This window comes from Aporhodopirellula rubra (assembly GCF_014192335.1).
Classification (GTDB): domain Bacteria; phylum Planctomycetota; class Planctomycetia; order Pirellulales; family Pirellulaceae; genus Rhodopirellula; species Rhodopirellula rubra.
In genome coordinates, this window is record NZ_JACHXU010000002.1 from 377795 (window position 1) to 389898 (window position 12104).

Annotated in this window: 10 protein-coding genes; 5 read left to right on the forward strand and 5 right to left on the reverse strand. The window is 55.9% G+C overall.

The features are described 5' to 3' along the window. Positions 1-228: 228 nt before the first annotated feature. The 5 genes from FHS27_RS03960 to FHS27_RS03980 all read left to right on the forward strand — a co-directional run bounded on the left by FHS27_RS03960 (position 229) and on the right by FHS27_RS03980 (position 8225). Entirely contained in the window at positions 229-2352 is a 2124-nt protein-coding gene (locus tag FHS27_RS03960) for an efflux RND transporter periplasmic adaptor subunit (RefSeq protein ID WP_221224855.1), read from the forward strand. Between the two features lie 11 nt (positions 2353-2363). Continuing rightward, positions 2364-5879, forward strand: a complete 3516-nt coding sequence (locus FHS27_RS03965; protein ID WP_184301945.1) for an efflux RND transporter permease subunit — start codon at positions 2364-2366, stop codon at positions 5877-5879. A gap of 113 nt (positions 5880-5992) precedes the next feature. After that, entirely contained in the window at positions 5993-7123 is a 1131-nt protein-coding gene (locus FHS27_RS30950) for a hypothetical protein (RefSeq protein ID WP_246419063.1), read from the forward strand. Between the two features lie 145 nt (positions 7124-7268). After that, on the forward strand, positions 7269-7544 hold the full coding sequence (locus FHS27_RS03975; RefSeq protein ID WP_221224888.1) for a hypothetical protein: 276 nt from the start codon (positions 7269-7271) through the stop codon (positions 7542-7544). A 123-nt stretch (positions 7545-7667) separates the two neighbouring features. Beyond that, complete coding sequence (locus FHS27_RS03980) at positions 7668-8225, forward strand: GNAT family N-acetyltransferase (protein WP_246419065.1); 558 nt, start codon at positions 7668-7670, stop codon at positions 8223-8225. Here FHS27_RS03980 and FHS27_RS03985 read toward each other — a convergent pair whose 3' ends face one another. The 5 genes from FHS27_RS03985 to FHS27_RS04000 all read right to left on the reverse strand — a co-directional run bounded on the left by FHS27_RS03985 (position 8226) and on the right by FHS27_RS04000 (position 12088). Next, positions 8226-9674, reverse strand: a complete 1449-nt coding sequence (locus tag FHS27_RS03985; RefSeq protein ID WP_184301953.1) for a PP2C family protein-serine/threonine phosphatase — start codon at positions 9672-9674, stop codon at positions 8226-8228. A 78-nt stretch (positions 9675-9752) separates the two neighbouring features. Next, the gene (locus FHS27_RS03990; RefSeq protein ID WP_184301956.1) at positions 9753-10160 is read right to left on the reverse strand and encodes a hypothetical protein; all 408 of its coding nucleotides are present in this window, start codon (positions 10158-10160) and stop codon (positions 9753-9755) included. 116 nt (positions 10161-10276) lie between these two features. Next, the gene (locus FHS27_RS30725; protein ID WP_246419067.1) at positions 10277-10657 is read right to left on the reverse strand and encodes a hypothetical protein; all 381 of its coding nucleotides are present in this window, start codon (positions 10655-10657) and stop codon (positions 10277-10279) included. Positions 10658-10765: 108 nt separating this feature from the next. Next, positions 10766-11734 (reverse strand): potassium channel family protein, encoded by a 969-nt coding sequence (locus tag FHS27_RS03995; RefSeq protein ID WP_184301959.1) that lies wholly within the window; start codon positions 11732-11734, stop codon positions 10766-10768. Positions 11735-11809: 75 nt separating this feature from the next. After that, on the reverse strand, positions 11810-12088 hold the full coding sequence (locus FHS27_RS04000; RefSeq protein WP_184301962.1) for a metal-sensitive transcriptional regulator: 279 nt from the start codon (positions 12086-12088) through the stop codon (positions 11810-11812). Positions 12089-12104: the final 16 nt, after the last annotated feature.

Consider the following 12104-nt stretch of genomic DNA (forward strand, 5'->3'; position numbering starts at 1 on the left):
GGCTTTCACTCGAGTGATGCTGCGCGCTCATTTCGTGTGATGCCATTCCAGATGCAATCCCTACGCGATCCGATTCGCGTCAATGAAACAATGAACCGGTCACAGCCTGGAGGCGATGACTGGCTGATGATGCGATTCCCCCCGTCGCATCATCGGCCAGTCACCTCTTGAGCTGACGTCTGTGGATGGAACCACAAACGCAAGCCGGAAAACGCCGCGAGAACTGTCATGAATCAGGACGAACCAATCAAACCGGATGAAGCTGACGCTGATGACGAGATCAGCAACGTGGATGCGGACGCACCAACGGATAGCGAGCCAGCGGAAACTGCGGTCGAAGAATCGCCTACGCCAGTGGAAGCTCAATCCAACGCTACTCAAAGTGGTGGCGGGATGAAGTGGCTCATGCGCACGGGCGTGCAAGCCGCAACTGTCGTCATCGTCGCCGGTCTCGTGTTTTTCTTGCTCGGCGTCGCACAACGAACGAAGTGGTTGACTGCTGACGGATTTTCGGGCGGCAATGACGAAGCGGTCGCGGAAGCCGGCGTCGGCGAAGAAAAACGGTACATCTGTCCGATGATGTGCACGCCGCCTTCGACGGAGCCAGGACGATGTCCGGTTTGCGCAATGGAATTGGTCGAAGCGACTGGCGGCGGTGGTGGCGACGGCATCTCGGTCACAATTGAACCCTCAGCTCGTCGACTCGTTGGCATTCAAACCGCGATGTCAAAGATGGGCGAAGTCAACCGCACGATTCGCACCATCGGTTCGATCGACTTCGACGAAAGTCAACTGTCGACGATCAGTGCGTACATCGACGGCCGTCTGGAAAAGATGTACGCAAACTATGCCGGTGTGAAAGTCAATGAAGGTGACGACCTAGCATTGATTTACAGTCCGCAGCTCTATACGGCCCAAACCGAGTTCATCACCAGCATGAACAGTGACGGGAAAATCGGACGCTTCCAAATTGCTGGCGGTGACCTCAACAAGATGGCTCGCGAGAATTTGGCTGAGCTTGGCATGACGCAAAGTCAGATCGACCAGTTGGGGAAGTCTGGCAAGCCGATGTCGCGCATCCGCATTAAGTCGCCGCAAAGTGGAACGGTCATTGAGAAGTCAGCCGTTGAGGGCGACTACGTCAAAACGGGACACAAGCTCTATCGAGTCGCTGATCTCAGTAGCGTCTGGTTGATGCTTGATCTGTTCCCCGATGACGCTTCGGCAGTTCGATTCGGCCAACAAGTCGAAGCCGAGATTCAGTCGATGCCCGGCGAGGTGTTTACCGGTCGCGTCGCTTTCATCGATCCAACGGTTAACCCGAAGACTCGAACAGTTCGCGTCCGGGTCGAGATCATGAATTTCGATGGGAAGCTACGTCCGGGCGACTACGCCACCGCTCGCGTAACCGTGCCCGCGATTCCAATGGACCAGGTTTACGACCCGGCACTGGCGAACAAGTTCATCAGCCCGATGCACCCGCAAGTCATCCGCGACGAACCGGGCAAGTGCCCGCTGTGCGACATGGATTTGGTGCCAACGTCGCAACTTGGATTTGCGTCGCAGCCGTTGCCGATGCAGCAAGTCGTTACCGTTCCGCGTGACGCTGTGTTACTGGCAGGCGAGAATAGTGTGATCTATGTCGAAACCGAACCAGGACGATTTGAGATTCGCCGAGTCACGGTCGGTCCGATGAATCGTAAGGAAGCAGTGATTGTCGAAGGTTTGTCCGCCGGCGAGACAGTCGCCACTGGCGGCAATTTCCTCATCGACTCGCAAATGCAGCTTGCCGGCAACCCATCGTTGATGGACCCAACGAAGGCACCAAGCTATTCGCCGGGACCGCTCGAGCTGCCTCAAGCGAATCCGGTCATGTTGGCGACCGACGCGGGAAAGCAGTTTGATCGCACCTACGACGCTTACTTTGAAATTCAGTGCGCGATGGCGGCGGATCAGACTCCACCCCCGGTCGCACTGAATACGCTGATCGAAGGACTCCGCGAACTGGAAATGTCGGCGGAAGTTCCCGATGAGGCTCAACGCAGATTCGCGACCGCTCGTCGCGCGGCGTCTCGCATGGATGGATCGTTGGAAACCGCTCGCGAAGCCTATCGCGGCGTCAGTCACGCAATGTTGAAAGCGGCGACGGTTGCTCGCGGTCCGAAGACGGCTGTGAAGCTAACGCATTATTACTGCCCGATGGTTCCCGGCGGCGGAGGCGATTGGATGCAGCCCGGCGGCGATTTGCAGAACCCGTACTGGGGTAGCGAGATGCTGACCTGCGGCGAAGTCGTTCGTGACATGGCGATGCCGGTTGGCGAAGTTCCCTCGATCGCTCGCACCGTGCAGTAAGGAAACGAACCATGTTAAATCTAATCATTCGCTTTTGCGTTAAAGAACCTTGGCTGGTCGTGCTGCTGACGATCGGATTGAGCGTTGCCGGATGGGTGAGTTTCAAGTCGATTCCGATCGACGCGATTCCCAACATTGGCGAAAACCAAGTTATCGTGCTGACGCCTTGGCCGGGTCGCTCGCCGAAGGACATCGAAGACCAAGTGACGTATCCGCTCAGCGTTTCGTTACTGGCAGTGCCGGGTGCCGAATCGGTGCGCGGCAAGAGCATGTTCGGTTACAGCTTTGTGCAGGTCACGTTCAAAGACGAGATTGACTTCTATTGGGCACGCAGTCGCGTTAGCGAACAACTCGGCAGCGCCGCATCACAGTTGCCCGATGGCGTCGTGCCACAGCTAGGCCCGGATGCGACGGGACTGGGGCAGATCTACTACTACACATTGCAGCCACCCGATAAAGGCATGGGGCTAGCAGAACTTCGCAGCATGCAAGACTTCGTTGTGAAGTATGAGTTGCAAGCCGTCGAGGGCGTTAGCGAGGTTGCTTCGATCGGCGGTTACGTTCGCCAGTATCAGATCGAAGTGGATCCCGACAAGCTGCGATTCCATAACGTGTCGCTGGACAAATTGGCGATGGCGATCAAGGGATCGAACGTTGACGTCGGAGCGAAAACCGTCGAAACGACCGGCATGGAGTTTATCGTCCGCAGCAAGGGCTTCCTCGGCTCGGGTGGTGACAAGGACAAGGCGGTCGAGGACATCGAGGACACCGTCATCATGCAGCGTGACGGCGTTCCCGTTCGCGTCCGTGACATTGCCGCTGTGCAGATTGGCCCTGACTTTCGCCGCGGTGCGTTGGATTACAACGGAGCCGAAGCCGTTGGCGGCGTAGTCGTAATGCGATACGGCGAGAACCCTCGCGTCGTGATCGACCGAGTGAAAGAGAAGATCGCTGCGATCACGCCATCGCTGCAGGGTGTGACCATCCATGGCGTCTACGATCGCAGCGGACTGATCGACGAGACGATGGCGACTCTGACGCATGCGTTGCGTGACGAAATCATCATCACAGCGATCATCATCCTGTTGTTCTTACTGCACATTCGCAGCAGTTTCGTCGTCGCTGTTTGTTTGCCTGCCGCCGTGCTGATGTCGTTCATCGCGATGCGAGTGGTTGGTGTCGGTGCGAACATCATGTCGCTGGCGGGAATCGCGATCGCGATTGGCACGATGGTCGACATGGCGATCATCGTTTCAGAAAATATCTACCAGCACCTGTCTGATTGGGAATCTGGTAGCGAAGAGGCGAGAATCAAACAGCCTCGCAATCAAGTTGTCTACGAAGCAACGGTCGAAGTCGCACCCGCCGTTGTGACTGCCGTCGCAACAACGATCGTCAGTTTCTTGCCGGTCTTCTTCTTGACCGGTCGCGACTACAAACTGTTTTCGCCGCTGGCTTACACCAAGACATTTGCGATTGCCGCAGCAATGATCGCTGCCGTCACGATCGTTCCGGCTTTGTGCCGCCTGATGCTGCGAAGCTCGGTGCGTCGCAAGAGCACAGCTCTCATTGCAGGGATTTCGTTGGCCGGACTACTCGGCGTGGCTTCGCATTTCCTTTGGGGATCGAGACTTGCGGAACGCTTTGGCCTAGAGACTTGGGTTGTGACCGTGATTGCAGCCACAATCGGCTTGATTGGCGGTTGGCAGTTGATGCGAGAACGAATTCGACCCATCGAAGAAATCCCATCGAGTCGTTTTGTTCGCTGGATTTATGCGGCGCGGCTGCGTCACGCTCTCAATCACAAAGCGTTCGCGTTGTCGTTTCCGCTCGTCCTACTAGTTATCGGCGCGGGAGCCTACGTCGGCATGCCAACCATCCTTCGTCCGGTCGAGAAGGTGGCAAACCTGTTCGGTGCTGAGTTGAATGATTTTCCCGGATACGTTGATGCCAAGCATGTCTTTACTGGTTTGCAAAGTGACGACTGGATCGCGTTGGACGAGGGAAGCTGGTTCTACATGCCGACGCTGTATCCGGCAGCGAGCTTCTCGCAGGCAATGCAAGTCCTGCAAACTCAAGATGTGCTGATTGGCCAGATTCCTGAAGTGAAGGATGTGCTGGGCAAGATCGGTCGCGTTGAATCGGCACTTGATCCCGCTCCCGCAGCGATGGTCGAAACGTATGTGATGCTGAAACCGGAAAGCCAGTGGCGAGAGGGCGTCACCGCACGCGATGTGTGGGATGAGATCAACCGCGTCGCAACGTTGCCTGGTGTCACCCCCGCCTCGGCGCTGCAGCCGATCGAAGGTCGTGTCGTGATGTTGCAGTCCGGTATCAAGGCACCGATGGCTATCCGTGTTTACGGCGACAAGCTGGACACGCTCGCCGACGCCGCAATGGACGTCGCCGCCGAGTTAAAGAAGTCACCACTGATCAATGCCGGCACGGTTAATCCCGACATTGTGCTCGGAAAACCGTATGTCGAGTTCACGGTCGATCGCGAGGCAGCATCGCGTTACGGAATGAGTTCGTCGATGGTGAATCAAGTCATCGAAACGGCGCTCGGCGGAATGAATCTGATCAAGACGGTCGAAGGTCGAGAACGTTATCCCGTGCGGCTTCGATACAACCGCGACCTTCGCGAACAGATCGACGGCCTGAAGCGTTTGCCAGTCGTCACGCACTCAGGTGCGGTCGTGCCGTTGGAAGAACTCGCGGAACTGGAAACGACGTGGGGGCCAGGTGCAATCAACAGCGAAAACGGGCGACTGGTCGCTCATGTTTCATTCATGACCAATGGTAGCAAGGGTGACCTGGAATCGGTCTCGGCGATTGAAGAACAACTACGCAACGCACAATCACTGCCACCATCGGACCCGAATCGGCTGTCACTGCCAGCTGGCTATTCCCTCGAAGCCGTTGGTAGTTTCCGAAACCAGATCGAAGCAAACCTTCGTTTGATGTGGATCATCCCCCTGGTCATCTGCATCAACTTGCTGCTGATCTACATGGAGTTTCGCAACTTCTCAATCTCGCTTGCCGTGTTCTCAGGCATTCCGGTTGCATTTGCGGGCGGCATGATCGCCGTCGCGACGATGGGCGTGGAACTCAACACCGCGGTGTGGGTGGGCTTCATTGCGCTGTTCGGCCTAGCCGTCGACGACGGCGTGGTGATGGCGACCTACATTCACCAACTGCTGAAAAAACGCAAAGTTCAATCAGTCGAGGACATCCGCAACACGGTTTACGAAGCCGGTCTGAAACGTATTCGCCCCTGCATGATGACGACCGTGACAACGCTGGCGGCGCTCGTCCCAGTGTTGATTGCAACCGGTCGCGGTGCCGACGTGGCCCGCGCGATGGCGATCCCTGTGTTCGGCGGAATGCTAGCCGAACCGTTCACGTCGTTCATTGTGCCGACGCTGTATTGCGGCTACCTGGAACTGAAAATGCGATTCGGTTTTCAAGACGAGCTTTGGGACGGAACCGAAGCGATGCCAGAGGAGGAGCTGATGAAGGCAGCATAAAAACTTTCGAGTGCTCGTGAAGAAACCTTCGACTCGAGCATCCAACTAAACAACCTCACCAAGATCGACGGACCATACGGATTGTGTCCTGACTTTCACAACGGAGTTCTCCCATGAAACGAACACTCATCATCACCGCTTGCTCGCTCGCGATGTCCGCATCGACGGTGTTTGGGCAAACCATCCAATCACAGCACAATCACGCCGGCCACAACCACGCGATGCCCGGCATGACGCAGGCTCGCGAAGTCACCCAGGCGGGGCCGCATGGCGGCACCTTAAAGCAAACCGGCAACCTGCAAATCGAAACAATTGTTTCCCAAGGCGGGCTTCAAATGTTCGTCTACGATCGCGCGGGCCAGCCTGTCTCGGTCGATCGTGGACGCGGTGCTGTCTCGGTACGAGTCGAGGGCAACGCGAAACGTTATCGCTATGACTTGCTGCCCGATGGAAAAGGTTCTCTGACCGCTCCCGTGAACTTGTCGCAACTCGCTGGCCGACAAATCGACGTCGACATTCAATTGGTCGGCATCACCAACAACACCGTGAGCTTTAACGAAGTCGCCACGGTTCCCGCCAGCGAGCAACAACTGGCCGCCGCCGCGATCGCACGCCAGAAGATTTGTCCTGTTAGCGGTAAACCGCTTGGCAGCATGGGTGATCCGGTCGCCCTCGATGTGAATGGCCAAAAGCTCTACGTCTGCTGTGCCGGCTGTGTGAACGCGGTCAAGTCAGACCCGGCTAAGTATGCTGCTGGTCGCCCGCAAATCACGGTGACCACAGCGACACAAGCCGACGCTGCTGCGATTGCCGCCCAAAAGGTCTGTCCCGTGATGGATGAGCCTCTCGGTGGCATGGGCACACCGATCAAGGTGATGGTTGGTGACAAGCCGATTTATCTGTGCTGCAAAGGTTGCATCAAAAAGATTCAAGCTGAACCAGCGAAGTACCTCGCCATGGTTTATGGGAACGGCGATCAAGCGTCCGTCCCCGCCGGAACCGAGCAAGTACGCGACGGCATTTTCAAAGTAGTTTCTGCCGATGTTCCATTTATCGCTGCCCAGAAGAAATGCCCCGTGATGGACGAACCGCTCGATGCGATGGGGGGACCGTACAAGGTCAACGCGGCCGGCAAAGCGATCTACATCTGCTGCCCCGGTTGCGCAAAGAAAATCACCGCCGATCCGCAAAAGTGGTTGGCTGTTTTGAAGTCACAAGGAGTCGAAGCTCCCGTAATTCGCTAATCCACTCGGGAGCGAGTTTGCAAGTTGGATCCTCGCTTCCCCTCTGACTCACGCGGGGGCGGTGTCGCGTCTGATTCACGCAAGTGATGACGTCACCACGCCGTCCCTGCCTTTTTCGTTTTTGGCTTACGACAAGGAAGTCGTCATGAAATCGCTATGGAAATCCTGCGCCACCGCTGCGCTCATCTGCACTCTCTCGCTGTCTGCCGGATGCCAATCGCTGCCCTGGGTTGGCAATCGAAAGGACGAGCCGGCCATGACCGCTCAGCAATACGCCGAACAGGCCGCTGCCAACATTCAATATGACACGGCGGTCGACCTCGATTCTGACTATCAACCGCCGGTAGCAACCTCGTTCTCCGCTGCTTCCACTTCAGCATCGCCCCGCTCTTCGTCGGGCGGCGGAAGCTGCTGCCACTAACGCTGGCGGATTCCCACTGTGCATATAACATCTTCACGCTCACTACGGTGGTTGCCGTATCGAGCGATGCGGCGATTAGCGGTTGCAAACATCTGTCAATTCTATCAATCGCCGATCGACCAGATGCCGCGAACACCCATCCCCGATGGATACACGATCGACTCGTGTTCCTCCGATCGCCTTCGCTCGCACGCACACGCACTGGAATATCAAATCCCAGAACGTGACTTAGAGATGCTAGATGCTGGGCATGCCCGGTGCTTCACAGCGTTCCAAGCCAATTCGCTCGCCGGATTCGCTTGGGTCGCCTTCGGAGACATTCCCGGCCAGATGAACCACGACGGCAAGCCCGAAACTGGTCTGCCAATCCAACTCTCCGACGATGCCGCGTTCGTATTTCAAGTGCTGGTCTTGCCCGCCTACCGAGGACGTCGCTTTTACGCAGCAATCATGAGCCAAATGGCCGATCAATTGCAAACCGATGGAATCCAAACGCTGGTGCTAACCACCGAAGGCTCCAACCAACGAGCATTGAAAGCAGTCGACCGCATGGGTTTCCAAAACGTCGCCCAAGCATCACTTTTTCGGCTTGGCCCACTATGCCGAGCAAAGTACCCGACATTGCCAAACGAAATTGGATTCACAATCGGACGGTATGTCGGCGACGATACTGCGGCCTAATCAAGTTAATTGTGCCACCAATAGCGTTGTGTCATCGAAAGCCTTTCGGCCCTTGCGAAACGCTTCGATGGATGACTCAAACGATTCAACAAGTTCACGAGCATTGCAGCTCTGGACGGAATCCAACAAATGTTCAATTCGTTCGGTGCCGTATTGCTCATCACTTGGGTCGAACGCTTCAGTCACTCCGTCGCTGACGATGACTAAGCGAGCCGAATCGCCTAGTGGAATGGTTTCTTCGTCATAGTGCGTATCGTCCTCAACGCCCAAGATCAGATCGCCCACGTTCAATCGCACAGGCGTGTCGCGTCCTATCTGCAAGAACGGAAACTCGTGGCCAGCATTGGCGTAGGTCAGTTGCCTTCTTTTAGGGTCAACGACCAGTATCGCCATGGTCGCAAAATGTCCCATCATTACATACTCACAGTAACGTTGATTGACATCTGTCAGTATTACAGCGGGGCTGGACGACTTCTTTGCCGCTTCCGAAACGAACGCCTTCAACAACGTCGCCGCCATCGCGGCTGGAACGCCATGTCCCGAAACATCGGCGACGCAAAGTAGATAGCGTCCATCGGACAATGGAATCACGTCGTAGTAGTCACCGCCAACATCGTCGGCCGGCTCAAACAATTCGGCGACGTCGATTCCAACCAGTCCATTCACTGCCGGGCGTAAGTTCTGTTGAATCTGGCGTGCCTTTTCCATGTGAACGCGGTGGTCACGCTGAGCGTGATCCAACGCCTCAGTCATTGCATTGATCTGGTCGGCAAGATAACTAAGCTCTCGACAGCTTCTAGTGCGTGCCATCACGCTCAAGTCCCCAGACGCAACACTTTGTAACGCCGAAACGAAGCCTTGGATCGGTTTGGCAATCAATTGCCGCAGCACCGCGCTGACCACGAAGGCTGCAATCGCTCCCAGCAACAAGACGGCAAGCATCTGGATCAGCAATGAGCGGCGTGTTGCGCCCGCAACGGCTGAACGTTTCTCGGAAATGTAAACAGTACCCGCTGGTCCAGTGAAACTCCCGACAACGAGCGAACCGGTGGCTGTTGCTTCGGTGCCTATTGAATCAGTTGCCGAACGCATGGCAGAGAGCATTTCGTCGGAAGCATGCCCATGCGAGATCGCTTGGTACGGCAGCCCTCGCCAATCCGCAGCAATATGGTGACCGGGCGAATCGTCTGTGTTCATTCGAGCACATACGTTGTCAACCAAATCTTGAATCGCCTCGCCGCCATGGGCTTCAGCGACCAGCAACGACTCGTACATCGTTTTCGCTTCTTCGGTCAACGCGATCTGCTTCTCGTTCAAATGCCGATCCATCCGCAGGCGGTAGTCAACGACAAGAAACGAAACGACAAACCCAAAAAGAATTGCATTGACGAGGACCAGCAGTTGCCGGCTGATCGGCAACTGATGCCATCGGTGTTTGAATGTGTCCATCATGGCACCTTAAACAAAGAAGCCGGACGAGTTTTCAGGCTCGCCCGGCTGACAGGGATCGAACGGGATCAGAAGCGATTAGCTGAGTTCAGCAGATTCGACTTCCGTGGGACTTGTCGATCCTTTGCCGCAGCACGCAGCGCCAACGCTGCAGCAGTACGCTCGCTTTGCACAACAGGTCGGTTGGCCTGTGGTACTGGCGACATCGCCGGTCGCCGCTTTCGTTTCAGCGTGCTTGCCGCAGCATCGTGCGTTCACCGAGCAGCAATACGCACGCTTGGCACAGCACGTGGGTTGAGAAGTTGTACTCGACACTTCGTCCGTGGCCGCTTTGCCTTCAGCATGTTTGCCACAGCATGCCGCGTGAACCGTGCAGCAGTACGCATGCTTGGCACAACACGTCGGTTCGGCCGAGGCGGTGGCGTCAACGTTGCTAGGGACGAACGAAACGGCAAACAAAACAGCAGAGAATACGGTCGCTAACATTTTGGAAACTCCAGGATTGATGGCGCAGCCGACATCGACATGCACCGATTGGGAAACAGATACATCTTCATTTTTGGATTGGGTCTGGCTTCGCAAAATCGAAGCAGAATCAACCGCTAAATCTGAAGACGAACGTTCCAATCAACCAAAGAGTGGGGGCGGACAATCGAAACCGGCCGGCCGAGAGAGACCGAGTCAGTCTTCCAAGTGATCCGCGAAAAGTCGCTGCGATTCAAACCGCGAGGCGTCGGATCGTCGCTAGACGTTCGCGGCGGCAGCCAAACCTTCGTAACGCAGGACGCCATTGCAGGGCAATCGTGCGACGGCTCACCGTCACAGCAACTGTGCCCAACCGGCTGCGACTGGCAGCACAGATGTGGGCAAGGCTTGGCGGGATGTGACCCTGCCCAAGCAGCCGGCGAAGATGCCAACAGCACCGCGATCACTGCAAAAGCAGCAAGTAGTCGAGCGGCAGAGTTGGTGTGGCGGCGGTTCATAGCAGGCATTTCCAAGAGCATTCAAAGGATTCGCACTAAGGAATCTCTTCTTTGATGCTCTTTGGATGCACGGCCCCGACGTTTCTTCACGACTTCGCAAAAAAGATTCTAGGATTCTTTTGCGGATTCGCTTCTGGTGCAAACAGCCAGTGCGTTCAGGTCGTGAAGCCACGCGGATTGCTGATCGACGAAGGCAGCCTGTAATTGGCTCGCTAGGTCATCAGAATCGCCAATCGACTGCGAAATCTCGATCGCCAGTCGCGGATCGGGATCGTCGTGCGTCGAGTGACAGATTACGAAATGCCGCTTGGTCTCCTCTAGCATCTGCATGCTGGCGTGCCAAAGCCGATCGACGGCCTCAACGCTAGCGGTGGGCTTGTACCCATCGACCTGTCGCGCCGCTCGCATCATCGAAGATACCTCCAAACAGAATCTCAGCATGCGGCTCATGGCGTACCGCGGTTCCCCGAACCGAAAGTAATGCAGTACCGGATAGAAATGATGCGATTCCAATAACTCCGCCATGTTCGACGACAACGTGTAAAGGTCCTGGTTGACCAATGAAGGATCGCTGTCGGACAGATATGCTCGCAAATAGCCAAGGCTGTCTCCGGTTCGTCCCGTGCGATACTCAATTTCGTTGGCAAACTGGTTGCGACGGGCCAGTGTCGAATAGACGGAGATGACGTAGGCAAGCACGAGCGTGAAGAAGCTGAACCCCAAGCCGGCAGCAGTGATGGTCAAGAACTGCATCGTTGGCGTTCGGGGAACCAAGTCGCCCACACCCAACGTGGTGATGGTGAACCCAGAATAATACACCGCGGATGCAAAATCCGTATCCGTCGGAGTCGATCCGGTCGCCGTGATTCCCGTACCGAGTTGAGGCCAAACGATCAGACTGATCCCAATCAATAGCAGCGTCGCCCAACACAACACTTGCATCACGATTAATGCTGGGCCGCAGTGAACCAGAACTCGCGGATGAGCGAATGTTCGCGTTCGGACTAAAAAGTGAAACCCACGATTGATGACTTTTGTGATCGGGCCAACCGTTGCCCGTGGATGGAGAACTGCCATGAAGGTTTCCCCGACTCCAAGGCAAGTCAACAGAAACCCGCCAGCAGTAAGGAACCAATTCATCACGCTAGTTCTTCACTCGCCGTATTTCCGAAAAACAGTCATCAACTCTTCGATCTTCTCGTCACGTTCCTTGGCATTTCCGCTCTTGATCGCATCGCTAACGCAGGTTCGGATGTGTTGTTCCAGAACAATCTGGCCGACTTTGTTCAATGCCCCGGTCGCGGCGGACAACTGCATCAGGATATCGACGCAGTACTCCTCGTCCTCGATCATACGACCAACCGCTTCAACTTGTCCGATGACACGTCGAAGTCGGTTGTTAAGCTTCTTTTTCTCGTCGTCTGAGAGCATTCGTGAGAACTTTGGA